At 70.7% G+C, this 16,183-nt stretch carries 17 protein-coding genes; 13 read left to right on the forward strand and 4 right to left on the reverse strand.

Annotated features, from left to right (window positions below; all coding sequences use genetic code 11):
* From clpS to H4W81_RS44765, 5 genes are all read left to right on the forward strand, one after another.
* Positions 1 to 294: an ATP-dependent Clp protease adapter ClpS gene (gene clpS, locus H4W81_RS44745; RefSeq protein ID WP_183648967.1), complete on the forward strand. Its 294-nt coding sequence runs from the start codon at positions 1 to 3 to the stop codon at positions 292 to 294.
* 10 nt (positions 295 to 304) lie between these two features.
* Positions 305 to 829 (forward strand): DUF2017 domain-containing protein, encoded by a 525-nt coding sequence (locus H4W81_RS44750; protein WP_318782462.1) that lies wholly within the window; start codon positions 305 to 307, stop codon positions 827 to 829.
* A gap of 201 nt (positions 830 to 1,030) precedes the next feature.
* Complete coding sequence (locus H4W81_RS44755; protein ID WP_192780345.1) at positions 1,031 to 1,435, forward strand: M67 family metallopeptidase; 405 nt, start codon at positions 1,031 to 1,033, stop codon at positions 1,433 to 1,435.
* Positions 1,436 to 1,632: 197 nt separating this feature from the next.
* A complete protein-coding gene (locus H4W81_RS44760; RefSeq protein WP_192780346.1) occupies positions 1,633 to 1,911 on the forward strand; it encodes a MoaD/ThiS family protein in 279 nt (92 codons plus the stop codon).
* 462 nt (positions 1,912 to 2,373) lie between these two features.
* Entirely contained in the window at positions 2,374 to 3,321 is a 948-nt protein-coding gene (locus tag H4W81_RS44765; RefSeq protein ID WP_192780347.1) for a PLP-dependent cysteine synthase family protein, read from the forward strand.
* Between the two features lie 244 nt (positions 3,322 to 3,565).
* On the opposite strand, the gene H4W81_RS44770 is transcribed toward H4W81_RS44765, so the two are convergent.
* Together H4W81_RS44770 and H4W81_RS44775 are read right to left on the reverse strand one after the other, a co-directional pair.
* Positions 3,566 to 5,464 carry a DUF3352 domain-containing protein gene (locus H4W81_RS44770; RefSeq protein WP_192780348.1) on the reverse strand — a complete coding sequence of 633 codons (1,899 nt, stop codon included), beginning with the start codon at positions 5,462 to 5,464 and terminating at the stop codon, positions 3,566 to 3,568.
* 100 nt (positions 5,465 to 5,564) lie between these two features.
* On the reverse strand, positions 5,565 to 5,888 hold the full coding sequence (locus tag H4W81_RS44775) for a hypothetical protein (protein ID WP_192780349.1): 324 nt from the start codon (positions 5,886 to 5,888) through the stop codon (positions 5,565 to 5,567).
* Positions 5,889 to 5,988: 100 nt separating this feature from the next.
* Between H4W81_RS44775 and H4W81_RS44780 the strand changes: the two genes are divergently transcribed.
* The 8 genes from H4W81_RS44780 to H4W81_RS44815 all read left to right on the forward strand — a co-directional run bounded on the left by H4W81_RS44780 (position 5,989) and on the right by H4W81_RS44815 (position 12,929).
* On the forward strand, positions 5,989 to 6,780 hold the full coding sequence (locus H4W81_RS44780) for a thioesterase family protein (RefSeq protein ID WP_192780350.1): 792 nt from the start codon (positions 5,989 to 5,991) through the stop codon (positions 6,778 to 6,780).
* Between the two features lie 61 nt (positions 6,781 to 6,841).
* Positions 6,842 to 7,666, forward strand: a complete 825-nt coding sequence (gene murI / locus H4W81_RS44785; RefSeq protein ID WP_192780351.1) for a glutamate racemase — start codon at positions 6,842 to 6,844, stop codon at positions 7,664 to 7,666.
* Positions 7,663 to 8,415, forward strand: a complete 753-nt coding sequence (locus tag H4W81_RS44790; protein ID WP_192780352.1) for an MBL fold metallo-hydrolase — start codon at positions 7,663 to 7,665, stop codon at positions 8,413 to 8,415. The genes murI and H4W81_RS44790 overlap by 4 nt, the downstream gene beginning before the upstream one ends.
* Before the next feature lie 30 nt (positions 8,416 to 8,445).
* On the forward strand, positions 8,446 to 9,165 hold the full coding sequence (gene rph, locus H4W81_RS44795) for a ribonuclease PH (protein WP_192780353.1): 720 nt from the start codon (positions 8,446 to 8,448) through the stop codon (positions 9,163 to 9,165).
* Complete coding sequence (locus H4W81_RS44800; RefSeq protein ID WP_192780354.1) at positions 9,162 to 9,749, forward strand: XTP/dITP diphosphatase; 588 nt, start codon at positions 9,162 to 9,164, stop codon at positions 9,747 to 9,749. The genes rph and H4W81_RS44800 overlap by 4 nt, the downstream gene beginning before the upstream one ends.
* Before the next feature lie 367 nt (positions 9,750 to 10,116).
* Positions 10,117 to 11,841, forward strand: a complete 1,725-nt coding sequence (locus H4W81_RS44805; protein WP_318782463.1) for a molybdopterin-dependent oxidoreductase — start codon at positions 10,117 to 10,119, stop codon at positions 11,839 to 11,841.
* A gap of 93 nt (positions 11,842 to 11,934) precedes the next feature.
* A complete protein-coding gene (locus tag H4W81_RS44810; RefSeq protein WP_192780355.1) occupies positions 11,935 to 12,669 on the forward strand; it encodes a toxin glutamine deamidase domain-containing protein in 735 nt (244 codons plus the stop codon).
* On the forward strand, positions 12,666 to 12,929 hold the full coding sequence (locus H4W81_RS44815) for a hypothetical protein (protein WP_192780356.1): 264 nt from the start codon (positions 12,666 to 12,668) through the stop codon (positions 12,927 to 12,929). Before H4W81_RS44810 ends, H4W81_RS44815 begins: the two co-directional genes overlap by 4 nt.
* 22 nt (positions 12,930 to 12,951) lie before the next feature.
* Here the strand turns inward: H4W81_RS44815 and H4W81_RS44820 are convergent, their stop codons facing one another.
* Positions 12,952 to 15,399 carry an ABC transporter permease gene (locus H4W81_RS44820; protein ID WP_192780357.1) on the reverse strand — a complete coding sequence of 816 codons (2,448 nt, stop codon included), beginning with the start codon at positions 15,397 to 15,399 and terminating at the stop codon, positions 12,952 to 12,954.
* A 5-nt stretch (positions 15,400 to 15,404) separates the two neighbouring features.
* Positions 15,405 to 16,145: an ABC transporter ATP-binding protein gene (locus H4W81_RS44825; RefSeq protein WP_192781426.1), complete on the reverse strand. Its 741-nt coding sequence runs from the start codon at positions 16,143 to 16,145 to the stop codon at positions 15,405 to 15,407.
* Between the last annotated feature and the right edge of the window lie 38 nt (positions 16,146 to 16,183).

Genomic DNA, 16,183 nt, shown 5'->3' on the forward strand with positions numbered 1-16,183 from the left:
GTGGGTAGCACCGCTCCAATCGCCGTCGAGCGCCCTTCATCGGACGTCCGGCCCGATCTGCCATGGGTCACGATCGTCTGGAACGACCCGGTCAACCTGATGTCGTACGTGACCTATGTGTTCCAGACCGTGTTCGGCTACTCCAAGGAGAAGGCCGAGAAGCTCATGATGGACGTCCACCACAAGGGCAAGGCCGTCGTGTCGAGCGGCACGCGCGAAGAGATGGAACGCGATGTGCAGATTCTTCACTCCTACGGCCTCTGGGCGACGCTCCAGTCGGACTCGCTCTCGTGAGGTGGTGCAGGTGAGCTCGGGCTTCAAGTCCCGTCACGGCGGCGGCGTCATCGCGCAGTTCGAGGCCGCCGAGGTCTCGATCCTGCGCTCTCTGGTGACCCAGGTCCTCGGCCTCGTGGCGCCGGGCGAGACCGGCGACGACCCGCTGGAGCGCGCGCTCGGCATCGGCTCTCCGCAGCAGCCCACCGATCCCGTGCTGGCACGGCTGTTCCCCTCTGCCTACGCCGACGAGGCGGAGGCGGGAGAGTTCCGCCGCTACACCGAGGCGACGCTGCGCGACGGCAAGCGCGCCGACGCCCAGACGATGCTCGACACCGCCCGTCCGGGGCGCACCGAGCTCACGGCCGAACAGGCCCAGGCGTGGCTGCGGTCGCTCAATGACGTACGGCTGGCGCTGGGCACGCGGCTGGAGGTGACCGAGGAGGTGCACGAGGAGATCGCGACGATGTCCGAGGACGATCCCCGGTATCCGGCGTTCGTTACCTACGACTGGCTCACCTACCTCCAGGACACCTTGGTCCGCGCCCTCTGGTGAACCCCCACTGGGACCCTCCGGTCAGGATCGCGCCCCCCGGCTCGCCCGCCCGTGCTCTCTGACGAGGGCGCTGTCCCCGTGTTCGGTTCGCTTCCTCGGGTGAGCCCCCGCCTGCCGTTCACGTGGTGTGCTGGTCGGGTGGCCGCGGAGGCGGGCACCGGACGTCGAGGCGGTCCTGGTGGCCCAGGTACTCTCTGCTCCATGCTGACGATCTCGCAGGATCTTGTTGACAAGATCATTGCGCATGCCCGCGCCGACCACCCCGACGAGGCTTGCGGGGTGATCGCCGGGCGTGGTGGCGTTCCCGAGAGGTTCGTCCCGATGGAGAACGCCGAGCGCTCGCCCACCTTCTACCGCTTCGACTCCATGGAGCAGCTGCGGGTGTGGCGTGAGATGGACGACCGCGACGAGGAGCCCGTCGTGATCTACCACTCGCACACCGCCACCGAGGCCTACCCTTCGCGCACCGACGTGAGCTACGCCTCGGAGCCGAACGCTCACTACGTGCTCGTCTCCACCAGGGAGGACCTGGGGGAGAAGGTGGAGCTGCGCTCCTACCGCATCGTCGACGGGGTGATCACCGAGGAGGAGGTGACCATCACGTGAGACGGCGAGTCCCGGCGATCCGCGCCAAGGGTAAACTGCTGTCCATGACGGTCCGGCCTGTGCAGAGCTTCCTCTTCGCGCACACTCCGTCTGTTGTCGTCTACGACTGTCGCTGACCGGCAGTTTTCCGGAATCCCTTTTCCCGCACCGGTGTTCTGCCCGGTGGACGACGACATGAATGAGGAGACTGACCCGCGATGGCCATCGAGGTTCGCATCCCGACCATCCTGCGCACCTACACCGACGGCGCCAAGGCCGTCGACGCGGAGGGCGCCACGCTCGACGAGCTGATCAGCAACCTGGAGGCCCAGCACCCGGGCATCAAGGACCGGCTGGTCGACCAGGGAGCGCTGCGCCGCTTCGTGAACGTCTATCTCAACGACGAGGACGTCCGCTTCCTGGGCGGGCTCGGCACGCCTGTCGCCGACGGCGACACCGTGACCGTGCTCCCCGCGGTCGCGGGCGGTTCCCGCTAGCACCCCGCGAGCCCGCTCCCGGCCCTGGTCCCGGCGTGCGATCTCCACGCCGGGCTGGGGTGCAGGGAACGGGCCGCCCCTCCCAGGACCACTCCGATGTCCCGGGGCCTGCTGCTCTATGGGAGTGGGTCTCCGAGCTTCCGAACCAGTGTCGCCGGTGCCCCAGTCCCTAAGCGCCAGGGTTGTCGGGACTCGGGGTCTCTGAGGGCCTGGGTCGTCGTGACTCGGGGTTCCTGAGGGCCGAGGTCGCGGGGACTTCGGGTCTTCGAGGCCGGGCTTCGATGACTGTGGGATCCCACGGTCGTGAGGACGTCAAATCCTCGAGGCCGTAGGCCTTCGGGCTGGTCGTGGGGGCCTAGGGTGGTCCTGGTGGCCGGGCCGGGTGGTTTCGAGGGGCGCCGTGGTCCTGGTGGCCCGTTTCATTCCCAGATGCTGTGAACGCCGACGCGGAAGCCGTACATCATGCGTTTTGACTCTCTGATCGACTCCGTCGGTCGCACCCCGCTCGTGGGACTGCCCCGGCTCTCGCCCTCCGACGACGTACGGATCTGGGCCAAGCTCGAGGACCGTAACCCCACCGGTTCGATCAAGGACCGTCCCGCGCTGTGGATGATCGAGCAGGCGGAGAAGGACGGCCTGCTCACCCCCGGCTGCACCATCCTCGAGCCCACCAGCGGCAACACCGGCATCTCGCTGGCCATGTCGGCCCGGCTCAAGGGCTACAAGCTGATCTGCGTCATGCCGGAGAACACCTCGGACGAGCGCCGCCAGCTCCTGCGGATGTGGGGCGCCGAGATCATCTCCTCGCCCGCGGCCGGCGGCTCGAACGAGGCGGTCAGGGTGGCCAAGCAGCTCGCGGCCGAGAACCCGTCGTGGGTGATGCTCTACCAGTACGGCAACCCGGCCAACTGGCGCTCCCACTACGAGTCGACCGGGCCCGAGATTCTCGAGGACCTGCCGACCGTCACGCACTTCGTCGCGGGACTCGGCACCACGGGCACGCTCATGGGCGTGGGCCGCTTCCTGCGCGAGCACCGTCCCGAGGTCCAGATCGTCGCCGCCGAGCCGCGCTACGGCGAGTTGGTGTACGGCCTGCGCAACGTGGACGAGGGCTTCATCCCCGAGCTGTACGACGAGTCGGTGCTGACGACGCGGTTCTCGGTCGGCTCGGGTGACGCGCTGCGCCGTACCAGGGAGCTGCTGTCGACCGAGGGCATCTTCGCGGGCGTCTCCACCGGCGCGGCGCTGCACGCGGCGCTGGGGATGGCGGCCAAGGCGGTGAAGGCGGGAGCGCGGGCCGACATCGTGTTCGTCGTGGCCGACGGCGGATGGAAGTATCTGTCGACGGGCGCCTACGAGGGCACGCTCGACGAGGCGGAGACCCGCCTGGAGGGCCAACTCTGGGCCTGACCCGCCCGCACCACCGCGGACTGCTTGCGTGCGTCGGCTGCGGCGGACGGTTTGCACAGACGTCGATCCGCCGTGGCATAGCGACCCGGCCGCTCACGCGCGTCGGCTTCGGCCGTCCGGGTGAGTCGATGTCCCGCATAGAACGGTCACGCCGATCGCCGCGCGGACCGAAGAAGCGAATGAGCGGGAGAAAACGAAAGGGGCCGCTGCCTGGTGTCAGGCAGCGGCCCCTTTACGGTCGGTGTTAGTTGAACAGCACGCGGAGTGAGAAGCTGGCCTCTCCGCCGCTCTGCTTGCCGCTCAGCCCCACGGCGCGGAAGACCTTGGCGTTGGCCTGGTCGTCGCCCTCGAGGGAGTTGATGTAGAGCGGCTCGAGCTTGTCCACGTCCACGAAGAGCGCGAAGGTCGCCGCGTCCGCGTCGGGGATCGCGGTCGTGAAGGCCTCGCTCTCGCCCAGCGCGCCGTCCTCCGACAGGAGCTTGGCGTACTCGGGCGTGGTCGCCAGGGTCAGGGTGCCGTCGCCGGGAACCTTGGCGATCTGCGGCGCGGGCTGGCCGGCGTCGGTGAAGGACTTCTCGATCTTCCCGATGACCTCCTGCGCCTTGGCGGGGTCGGTGACGATGCGGACGCCGACCTTCGGCATCTGGCCGGACTGGTTCATGCTCGCCAGCCCGTCGTTGTCGAGCGCCACGGTCAGGTTCTTGCCGAGCAGCGTGGACAGGTCGGCCGGCAGGGACAGCCCGAACTTCTGCTGCGCCATGTCGGTGAACTGCTGGAAGCTGCCGTCGCCGCTGGCGGACAGGGTCTTCTGCAGCTCGGCCCACTGCTTGGTGATCGCCTCGTCGAGTCCGGAGATCGACAGCGCGCCCACGGTGGAGGCGGGCAGACCGCCGATGGAGGCGGCCTGCGGGTCGCCGGTGGACAGCTCCTCGGCGCCGCGCACGATGCCGGCGAACTCGGCGTAGGCGGAGTCGAAGCGCAGCGCGGCGGCGAACCTGGTGTTCTTCATCTTCTCGAACATCGCCTCGGACCCGGCGGGCACGGCGTCCTTGGCGAACTGGTTGGCCTTGCCGACGTGCATCCACATCGACAGCACGCCGGTCTCACCCAGCGCGTCGAAGTCGCCGGTGAAGTCGGCGTCCTCCGACAGGACCGGGCCCGCGGCGAACTTGTCGGCCGTGGCCTGGTCGGCCGTGAGGAGCGCGTAGTCGTCGCGGAAGGAGAGACCGTACTTGTCGTCGCCCATCAGCTTGGCGATACCGGCCTTGGCCTGCGCCTCGTCCTTGACCTGGACGGCCACGGCGAAGCCGGGCTCCTTACCGCCCGCCGCGGGCGGGAGGATGGCCGCGCCGACCCTGCTGCCGAGCCACGGGTCGACGTCCTTGGCGAAGTCGATCTTGGCCAGGTCGTCGTTGTCGTCCTTGACCGCGTCGAACAGCGCCTTGCGGGGGTCGTCACCGGTGATCTTGTCCTTGGTGACGGTGAACTTCTTGGCCAGGCTGAACAGCGCGAGCTTCTGGTTGGCCGCGGGGTCGAGGTCGAGCCGCAGGTAGGCTACCGCGCCGCCGGGGAGCACCTCGTGCGGCTGCGTGCCGCCGCCGCCGAGGAACGAGCTGGCCGCCCAGACGCCGCCACCGCCGACCAGGACGACGAGCAGCGCGGCGATGCCGGCGATGAGCCAGCCCCTGCCGCCCTTCTTTCCCGAGGACGGCGGCTGCTGCGGGGGTCCCCATCCCTCGGGGCCCTGCTGCTGCCATGCCGACGGCTCCTGGACGGTCTGCTCGCCGTAGCCGTACTGCTGCTGGTTCTGCTGGCCGTACTGCGGCTGCTGGGGCTGGCCGTACGGGGGCTGCTGCTGGCCGTAGCCGGGCTGCTGCCCGTAGGCGGCCTGCTGGCCGTAGCCGGGCTGCGGCTGCTGGCCGTAGCCCTGCTGCTGGCCGTAGTCCTGCTGACCGTAACCCTGCTGGCCGTACGGCTGCTGCTGGGGCTGTTGCTGGTACGGCTGCTGCGGGGCGGAGGGCTGCTGGGGCGGGTAGGGCTGCTGGTACGGCTGACCGCCCTGCGCCGGGGGCTGGTCCTGGTTCCAACGGTAGGCCGTGGTCCGCTCGGGGTCCTGGCCGCCAGGGGGAGTATTCGCCGACATCACTCAACTCACAAAGTGGACTTATTGACCACTGAGAAGTTAGTGCATGTGACTAGAGTGCTGGTTGCAAAGTACTGAAACACCCCAATTGTGACCCCGCCTAAACGCGGGTGAGCTCCTTGCGCTCGGCCCTGAGGTGCACCTCGCCCGTGTCGCTCGACTTCACGACCTCCCATGGCACGAACGTGCAGCCCGCGTAGACGACGCGGGCCAGCAGCTCCGACAGCCAGCCCAGCCTGCCCTGCCGGTCGCGGGTCAGGCCGAGCAGGAGCGGCGCGCGTCTCGCCGACACCGCGAGGCCGATGACGGTGTGGCTCTGCATGGACTCCGACCGGTTCCTGACCACGCGGACGTCCACGACGTGGCCGACCCACACGCCGTGCACGTCCCAGACCGACTGACCCATGAGAGCTGTCAAACTCATGATCCAACTGTTCCACCCTGGGGGCGTTTCCGCAGGTAGGCGCGCTGATGGCGAGATGTCGTAGAGTATGGAGCCACTAGAACTTAGTTCGGGAGCAGGTATGACGAAGTTCGACGAGGCGACGCAGGCGATCAGGGTCGACGAGGGCACCTACGACGTGTGCCTCGATCCCGGCTACTCCATCGGCGGGCCGCTCAACGGCGGCTACCTGATGGCGGTGATCCTGCGGGCCGCGGTCGACTCCTCCCCGCACGAGCATCCGGTGAGCACGACCACCCAGTTCCTGAGGTCGCCCCGGCCGGGACCCGCCAAGGTGGTGGTGGAACAGCTGAAGGCGGGCCGGACGGCCGCCTTCACCAGGGCGAGGCTGATCCAGGACGACGTGCCGCAGCTCGAATCGTTGATCACGACCGCCACCCTGACCGACGTTGAGCCGATATTTGCGGATAAATCGGGTGTGGTGTTGCCGGCAGTGGAGGACTGCGTCAAACTCCCCGACCCCAAGCCCGAGTCGGGCATGACGCTGAACGCGCAGATGGAGATGCGCTTCGACCCGCCCACAATTGGCTGGCTCACCGGCGCCCCCACGGGACGCCCCGAGGCCCGCGCCTACTTCAGGATGGCCGAGCCCCAGGACCCCGACCCCTACGTGCTGGCGCTGGCGGTCGACGCGCTGCCGCCCGTGGTGTTCTCCGCCGGGCTGCGCGGCTGGGCCCCGACCGTCGACCTGACCTGGCACCTGCGGGCGCTGCCCGCCCCCGGCTGGCTCACGCTGGTGGCGGGCGGCAGGCTCATCGCCGACGGCTGGTTCGACGAGGAGGTCGAGGTGTGGGACTCGGCGGGGCGGCTGGTGGCGCAGTCGCGGCAGCTGGCCAGGGTAGGACGAGGCTGAAAAACGCCGTGTGAGGATTCTTACGCTGTCGTGATCCCGCAGGTCGCCTACCCTCTGAAACGTGCCGGACGCGAGCATTGGAATCTTCGACAGCGGGGTGGGCGGCCTGACGGTCGCCAGAGCGATCATCGATCAGCTGCCCCACGAGTCCATCACCTACGTGGCCGACACGGCCCGCCAGCCGTACGGGCCGAAACGGATCGCCGAGGTGCGCAAGTACGCGCTGGAGGTGATGGACCACCTCGTGGAGCACGACGTCAAGATGCTGGTCATCGCCTGCAACAGCGCGAGCGCGGCGGTCCTGCGCGACGCGCGGGAGCGCTACGACGTGCCGGTGGTGGAGGTGATCCAGCCGGCGACCAGGCGCGCGGTCAAGGCGACCCGCAACGGCAGGGTCGGCGTCATCGCCACCCGCGCCACGATCGAGTCGATGGCCTACCACGACGCCTTCGCCGCCGCTCCGGACGTGAGCCTCATCGGCGTGGCCGCCCCCAGCCTGGTGGAGTACGTGGAGCGCGGCGAGACGATGAGCGACCAGCTCATCGAGACGGTCCGCGAGTACCTGGCGCCCATCCAGGAGGCCGGCTGCGACACCCTCATCCTCGGCTGCACCCACTACCCGCTGCTCACCGGCGCGATCTCCTACGTCGCGGGCGACGGCGTCACGCTCGTCTCCAGCGCGGAGGAGACGGCCAAGGACGTCTACCGGATCCTGCACGACCGCGGTCTCGTCAACGGTGCCACCTCCCCCCTGCACCGTTTCCGCGCGACCGGCGACTCCGCGCTCTTCGCCCAGTTGGGCAGGCGCTTTCTCGGGCCGGAGATCGACGCGGTCGAGCGGGCCGCTGTTGGGGGTAGCACCACCTCGAACGGGAGGTCCTCATGAAGGTGACGATCGTCGGATGCTCGGGAAGCTTTCCCGGGCCGGACAGCCCCGCCTCCTGCTACCTGGTCGAGGCCGAGGGGTTCAGGATGCTGCTCGACTTCGGCAGCGGCTCCCTCGGCGTGCTCCAGCGTCACATCGGCCTGTACGACCTCGACGCCATCTGCCTGACGCACCTGCACGCCGACCACTGCCTCGACATCTGCGGCTACCACGTGGCCCGCACGTACGGCCCCGGCGCGCCGTACCCCCGGGTTCCCGTGTACGCGCCGGGTGACGCCCCGCGACGGCTGGCCGCCGCCTACGGGATGCCGGAGGAGCCCGGTCTCGAGACCGCCTTCGCGTTCACCGCCCTGGAGCCGGGCCGGTTCGCCGTCGGCCCCTTCGAGGTCACGGCGGGGCTGGTGAACCACCCCGTCGAGGCCTACGGCTTCCGCGTCACGCACGGCGGCGTGACGCTCGCCTACTCGGGCGACACCGGTGAGTCGGAGGAGCTCGTGCGGCTGGCCGAGGGCGCCGACCTGCTGCTGTGCGAGGCGTCCTTCCTCGACGCGCCTGACCTGACCCCCGACCTGCACCTGACCGGACGGCAGGCGGCCGAGCACGCGGCGAAGGCCGAGGCGGGCAGGCTCGTGCTGACCCACCTGGTGCCGTGGAACGACAGCGCGAGGGTGCTGGAGGAGGCCGCGGGCGGCGGCTTCGGCGGGCCGATCGAGCTGGCCGCCAGCGGAGCCGTCTACTCCCTGTCCTGACCGTTCTGACACGGGGATAGGGTGATCTGCATGTCGCGACAGGATGGACGCACCCCTGACCAGCTCCGCCCGGTGAAGATCACCAGAGGGTGGATCAGTCATGCCGAGGGATCGGTGCTGGTGGAGTTCGGCGGCACCCGCGTGCTCTGCGCGGCCTCCGTCCAGGACAGCGTCCCGCGCTGGCGCAGGGGCAGCGGCCAGGGCTGGGTGACGGCCGAGTACGCCATGCTGCCGAGGGCGACCAACACCCGCAACGACCGCGAGTCGGTCAAGGGCAAGATCGGCGGGCGTACCCACGAGATCTCCAGGCTGATCGGCCGCTCGCTGCGCGCCTGCGTCGACTACAAGGCGCTCGGCGAGAACTCGATCGTGCTCGACTGTGACGTCCTGCAGGCCGACGGCGGCACCCGCACCGCGGCGATCACCGGCGCCTACGTCGCGCTGGCCGACGCCGTCGCCTGGATGCGCGAGCGCAAGATGTGCCCGGGCGACCCGCTGATCGACTCGGTGGCCGCGGTGTCGGTCGGCCTGGTCAAGTCCGTCCCGATGCTCGACCTGTGCTACGTCGAGGACGTCGCCGCCGAGACCGACATGAACGTCGTGATGACGGGCTCGGGCGCCTTCGTCGAGGTGCAGGGCACCGCCGAGGGCGCCCCCTTCGACCGGCAGGCGCTCGACCAGCTGCTCGACCTGGCGGTGGCCGGGTGCGAGGAGCTCACCCTTCACCAGCAGGAGGCGCTGGGCCGATGAGGATCGTGCTGGCGACCCGCAACGCGGGCAAGATCGTCGAACTGCGCCGCATCCTCGGCGGGTTCGAGGTGGTCGGTCTCGAGGAGTTCCCCGAGATCGGCGAGGTGGCCGAGACGGGGCTCACGTTCGCCGAGAACGCGCTGCTCAAGGCGCACGCCGTCGCGCAGGGCTCGGGCCTGCCCGCGGTGGCCGACGACTCGGGGCTGTGCGTCGACGCGCTCAACGGCATGCCTGGCGTCTTCTCCGCACGCTGGTCGGGCAAGCACGGCGACGACGACGCCAACCTCGACCTGCTGCTCGCCCAGGTATCCGACGTCCCCGACGAGCGCAGGACCGCGCACTTCACCTGCTCGGCGGCGCTGGCGCTGCCGTCGGGGGAGGAGCGGGTGGTCGAGGGGGTGCTCGAGGGCCGGCTGCTGAGGCAGCGCCGCGGCACCAACGGCTTCGGTTACGACCCGATCTTCGTGCCCGACGGCGAGACGCGCACGACGGCGGAGATGTCGGCCGAGGAGAAGGACGCCATCAGCCACCGCGGCCGCGCCTTCCGGGCCCTCGCTCCGATCGTCGCCTCTCTCCTTTCCTGACCCCCCGATCGTCACCTTCCCGCCGTCTGGCGGTCGGGTGGTCGCGTCGCCGCTGTCCTGGTCTCTCCGGTTGCCGCCGCATCGCTGGTCGTGCTCCTGCCGAGCCGATCTGGAGCGGTCACCGGGAGCGCGGCGGGCGTCGCTGCCGTCCCCGACCGCTCCGTGCTCGTCTGGGCGCCCGGCTGGGGAGCTCGCCGTGCTCGCCTGCCTTCCCTTACGGCAGGCCGGGTCGAGCCCACCGGGGTCACCGCCGACCGCCCGTCCAGCACGCCGCTCCAGCAGGACTTCGGTGCCCGCCGCGACGTCGGGGTCCTTCGTAACAGGCCCGTAAGATCTCCCCCCGCTCCTCCGGCGTAGCGTCAAGGTTGTGGACAGCGACAAGGTGGTTCCGGCATGGGCGGCGGCGCTGGCAGGAGTGGTCGCCGGGGCGGTGGCGCTCGGCGTCGCCTACGTGGTCGCCGCGGTGCTGGCGCCGGGCTCGTTCCCGGTCGTGGCCGTGGCGGACGCGGCGGTGGATCTCTCGCCGGCGCCGGTCAAGGACTGGGCGATCCGCACGTTCGGGGAGAGCGACAAGACCGTTCTGGTGAGCGGGGTGTCGGTGGTGCTGACGCTGGCGGCCGCCGGGATCGGGGTGTTGTCCAGGCGGAGCGTCCGCCTCGGTCAGGCGGGATTCGCGCTGTTCGGCGTGGTGGGGCTGCTGGCGGTGGTCTCCAGGCCGGACGCGGGGGCGGTCGACGGGCTCGCCACGGTGGTGGGGGCGCTGGCCGGAGCCTGGGCGCTGTCCCTGCTGTTCCACCGCGCGGTCACGCCGGCCGGTGCGGCGCGCCCCACGGCAGTCCCCGCAGAAGTCCCCGCAGGAACATCCGCCGCAGTCGCAGGAACATCCGCCGAAGTCCCCGCGGGGACGTCCGCGGACGCCGCCGCTGATGTCTCCGCGCGCGCTGGGGCGGTGGAACCGTCCGGGGGCGAGAGTCATGCGAGCGTCGAGCGGCCCGCTGTCATGCGGGCGGGCGCGCAGCTGTACGCCTTCGACCGGCGCCGGCTGATGATCGGCATGGCGGGCGGGCTCGCCGTGGCGGGCGCCTCCGGTCTCGCGGGACAGGTGCTGTCGGGGCGGCGCGTGGGCGACACGGCCCGCACGGAGCTCGCCCTGCCGAGGCCGGCCACCCCGGCCAGGCCGCTGCCCAGGGGCGTGGACCTGCGCCTCGACGGGCTGTCGCCGTTCGTCACGCCCAACAAGGACTTCTACCGCGTCGACACCGCCATCGTCGTCCCCCAGGTCGACCCGAGGGAGTGGACCCTGCGCGTTCACGGGCTGGTGGACCGGCCGGTCGAGCTGACCTTCGACGACCTGCTCAGGAGGCCGCTCACCGAGGCCGACATCACGCTGACCTGCGTGTCGAACGAGGTCGGCGGGCCGTACGTGGGCAACGCCCGCTGGCTAGGGGTGCGGATGGCCGATGTCCTTCGCGCGGCGGGGCTGCGCGCCGACGCCGACATGCTGCTGTCGACCTCCGCCGACGGGTTCACCTGCGGCACGCCGGTGGACGTGGTGATGGACGGGCGCGACGCGCTGTTCGCCGTCGCGATGAACGGCGAGGCGCTGCCCGTGGACCACGGCTTCCCTGTCAGGCAGGTCGTGCCCGGTCTCTACGGGTACGTGTCGGCCACCAAGTGGGTCGTGGACATCAAAGTGACGCGGTTCGACACCGACCAGGCCTACTGGACCCCGAAGGGCTGGGCGGCCAAGGGGCCGATCAAGACCCAGTCGCGGATCGACCTGCCCAAGCAGGGCCAGACCGTCAAGGCCGGCCGTACGACGGTGGCGGGGGTGGCGTGGGCGCAGCACACCGGGATCGAGGCGGTGGAGGTGCGCGTCGACGGCGGCGCCTGGCAGCGGGCGAGGCTGGCGGAGGTGCCGGGACCCGACACGTGGCGGCAGTGGGCGCTGGACTGGGACGCGGTGCCCGGCGAGCACACGATCGAGGTGCGGGCGACCGACGCGGCGGGCCGTACCCAGACCGGGCAGCGGGCTCACGTCGCGCCCGACGGCGCGACGGGCTGGCACTCCGTCAACGTGCGGGTGGCCTGAAAGACCTGCTTTCACCTGGGAAATCTCCTAACCTCCTGACTGCGCGCGATCGGCCGCCTACGATCGGTCGTCGAACACGAAGGAGGCGGCGAGATGTTTCGCGAGAGCCTTCCCGAGGGTGGGTACAACCCGCTGATCGCCGACGGGGTGCGGTGGCGCGACTACGAGCGGGCCGCCGAATCGGTGCTGGAGAGCGTCCCGAGTGATCCCGACTGGTTCGACCTGCCGCACCGGCCGCCGCCACTGACCGAGTGCCGGCCGTACGACCTGCTGGGCGGGCTGGCCCGTGCCGACCCGCAGTCGGAGGCGGACCTGGCGCGCGCGGTGCCCGAGGGCACCCGCTTCGCCGACCCGCGGGGCACCTGGGTGCGGCTGATCAACGGGATGGGGCCGGCGGCGGACCCGTTCAGGGCGAGCAACGCGGCCGACTGCGCGCTCGCGGTGGTCTCCACCTGGCACGGGGAGCCAGTGGTGGCCGCGCCACGGCAGCCCGAGTACGACGCGGTGGGCCGCCCGCTGCTCACGGGCGAGACGGGCGGCACGGCCAGGATCGAGCGATGGCTCGGCCAGCGGCTGGAGCACGTGGGGCTGGGCCGCCACGCCTATCCGCTGATCGCGCGACGCCTGTCGGAGGCCGGCCACGGCGCGGCCGCGGTCATCGTCGTGCGCTGGCCGGGTGGCGGCTCGCACGCGTGGAACGCCGTCAACGCCGAGGGCGAGGTCATCTGGATCGACGCCCAGCGCGGGCACATGGCGGTCGAGCCGCCCTACGAGCTGGTGGCAGGGGTGTTCGGCGCGATCGTCGACAGACGAGGGGAGCGGAGATGAACCTGGACCAGGCGCGGGCGGTGGCGGAGGAGTACTTCAACGGCGCCCGGCGGGAGCCGGTGGAGCTGGGCGTCCACGCCTTCGGCGACGGCTACGTCGTCTGGGCCAAGCCGCCCGAGCCCGAGGACCCTGCCGTCCTGCCGGAGACGGTCGGCGGCGGGTGCGTCGTCATCGACGGAAGCACCGGTGAGGTGGTGATCAGGCCGCTGCTCAACCCCGAGACGGTGGCCGAGCAGTGGCCCGGCCGCCGCCCCCGCTGACGGCCGGACCACCACCCACCGCTCAGCCGCCGGCCAGCGAGCCCACGATCGAGGCGCGCGCGGCCTTCCTGGCGGGCAGCACCGCCGCGAGCACGCCGGCCAGTCCCGACAGCGCCACGAACAGGGCGATCTGCCCGAACGGCACCGCCAGCGTCGCGCCCTCCATCATGGTCCTGACGGCCGCCCAGCCGAAAGCGATGCCGAGCGTGACCCCGACCAGCGCGCCGATCAGGCCGAGCACCAGCGCCTCCACCGAGAGCATCCGCCGCAGCTGCGCCCTGGTCAGACCGAGCGCACGCAGGAGGGCGGACTCACGGGTGCGTTCGTGCACCGACAGGGAGAGCGTGTTGGCGATGCCCAGCAGGGAGATCAGGATCGCCAGGCCGAGGAGGCCCGTGACGATCATGAGGGTCATGTCCAGCGCGTCGTCGTACTGGCCGCGGACGTCGGTGGAGCTGATCACCTGCACGGTCGGGTGGGCCGCGGTGGCCGACTCGACCATCTTCCTGGTCCGGTCGGGGTCGACGCCGTCCTTGATCTTGACGTAGATCATCGAGTCGGGAGTTTTGCCGAAGTACTCGTCGTAGGACCGGGCGGCGACGGTCACCGAGGGCAGCAGGCTCTCGCCGTCGAGCAGCTGGCTGACCTTCAGCGTGACCGTGCCCGCCTTCTTGGTCCTGAGCTCGACGGGGGAGCCCTCGCGCACGCCCCACTCCTTGGCCAGGGTCTCGGAGACGGCCACCTCGCCGGGGCCGAGGCTCTTGATGGTCGCGGGCCCGGTGAATGTGCCGACCTGGGTCTCGTGCCTGCCGATCCTGGCGTTCGCCTCGCGGAGCTGGAGGACGGACTCGAGCTCGGGCTTGGCCCGCAGCGCTTCACCGACCGAGCGGGGGATGGTGGCGTCCCGCGACTGCGTGGCGATCAGGTAGTCCGCGGGGAACTGGGAGTCGAGCTTGGCCGCCATCGACACCCTCGTGGAGGCGGTGAGCACCGAGATGAGCGTCATCAGCGTCACGCCGACGGTCAGCGCGATCGTGGTGGTGGCCGCCCGCTTCGGGTTGCGGCCGGAGTTGTCCACCGCCAGCTTGCCCGGCACCCCGAACAGCCGGCCGGGAACCCAGCCCACCAGCCCGCTGAGCGGCCTGACGAGCACGGGCCCGAGCACGAGCACCCCCAGGAAGACGAGGGAGCAGCCGGCCATCGCGATGAAGAGCGGCAACTGGTCGCCGGGCTCCATCATCACCGCCGAGACGGTGGCGCCGATTCCGGCCAGGAACAGGAACCCGGCCAGCAGCACGCGGATCAGACCGGTCCTGAAGGTCTGCTCCTCCACCTGGGCGCGCAGCGCCGCGATCGGCGCCACCCCGGTCGCCGAGCGGGCCGGCAGCAGCGCCGCGCCCACCGTCACGACCAGGCCGATGAGCAGGCCGATCGCGATCGTCCTGGGCGCGAGCGTGGCGGCCAGACCGGTGGGCAGCGGCGCGTCGAACGCTCCGAGCAGGGCCATGGCGCCCGCGCCCAGACCGTAGCCGACGGCCAGGCCGAGCACCGAGGAGAGCAGGCCGACGACCACCGACTCCATCAGGATCGAGCCGAACACCTGGCCCCTGGTCGCGCCGATGCAGCGCAGCAGCGCCATCTCCTTGGTGCGCTGGGCCACCAGGATGTTGAAGGTGTTGTAGATGACCAGCGCGGCGACCAGCATCGCGATCAGGCCGAAGATCAGCAGGCCCAGCGTGATGAACTCCAGCTCGACGCCGTTGGCGGCCGACAGCGCTTCGGCCAGCTCGGTGCCGGTCTTGACCTCGTAGCCGCCGCCGAGGGCGGTGGCGATGCTCTGCTTGAGCGCGGCGGGATCGGCGCCCGCCACGTCGATCTCGCGGTAGCCCTTCTCTCCCGTCATGAGCTTCGCGGTCGCGGCGGTGAACCCGACCGCTCCCGTGTAGCCGAGTTCCTGGTCGAGACCGACGTCGAAGAGGCCGACGAGTTCGAAGTCGTGCCTGGCGCCCTTGTGGTCGAGCACGGTGACGGTGCCGCCCACCGTGAAGCCCTGCGCCCTGGCGGTGTTAGTGTCCACGATCGCCTCGGCGGCGCCCGCGGGGGCGGTGCCCTCGGTGATCGTCGTGCGGTCGCTGACGGAGATCGCGGAGGTGGGCAGGTCGCCGACCGCCTTGCCGTCGCCGCCCAGCAGCGGCGCGCTGCCGCGCACCAGGCCCTGCGCGCCGGTCACGCCGTCGAGCCCGCGCACCTTCTCCAGCACCTCGTCCGGGAGCCGCTTGCCCTCGGCCGGCAGGACGGCGACCGCCACCTTGCCGGCGTCCGCCGTGACCTTCTGCAGGAATCCGGCCTGGATGGTGTCGGTGAGCACGAACGTGCCGGCGATGAAGCCCACCCCGAGCGTGATCGCCACGGAGGTGAGCAGGAGGCGCAGTTTGTGCGCCCTGAGTCCGGCGAGAGTCGTCTTGATCAACGGACTCAGGCCTCCAGCTTCATCAGGGTGTCGAGGACCGTCTGCGGGGTGGGCTGGGAGATCTCGGTGACCAGCTCGCCGTCGCGCAGGAAGACGACCCTGTCGGCGTAGGCGGCGGCGACCGGGTCGTGGGTGACCATCACGATCGTCTGGCCCAGCTCCCGCACGCTGGTGCGCAGGAAGGAGAGCACCTCGGCGCCGCTGCGCGAGTCGAGGTTGCCCGTGGGCTCGTCCGCGAAGATCACCTGCGGCTTGCTGATCAGCGCCCTGGCGACGGCCACGCGCTGCTGCTGGCCGCCCGACAGCTCGGTCGGCTTGTGGCCGAGCCGGTCGCGCAGCCCCACGGTCTGGATCACCCGGTCGAACAGGACCTGGTCGGCCTGCCGTCCGGCGATCTCCAGCGGCAGCCTGATGTTCTGCTCGGCGGTCAGCGTGGGCAGCAGGTTGAAGGCCTGGAAGATGAAGCCGATCCGGTCCCTGCGCAACAGCGTGAGCTGCTTGTCGCTCAGCCCCGTCAGCTCGACGTCGCCGATCGACACGGCGCCCGAGGTCACCGTGTCCAGCCCGGCCAGGCAGTGCATCAGGGTCGACTTGCCCGAGCCGGACGGGCCCATGATCGCGGTGAAGGCGCCGGTGGCGAACGCGACGTCCACCCCGCGAAGGGCGTGCACCTGCGCGTCGCCGAGGCCGTAGGTCTTCGTCACGTCCCTGGCCACGACGGCGGGCGGGGCCTGGGTGAATGTCATGTTCGTTGTCACGCAGATCACGCTAGGTGCGCGGAACG

This window comes from Nonomuraea africana (assembly GCF_014873535.1).
Classification (GTDB): Bacteria; Actinomycetota; Actinomycetes; order Streptosporangiales; family Streptosporangiaceae; genus Nonomuraea; species Nonomuraea africana.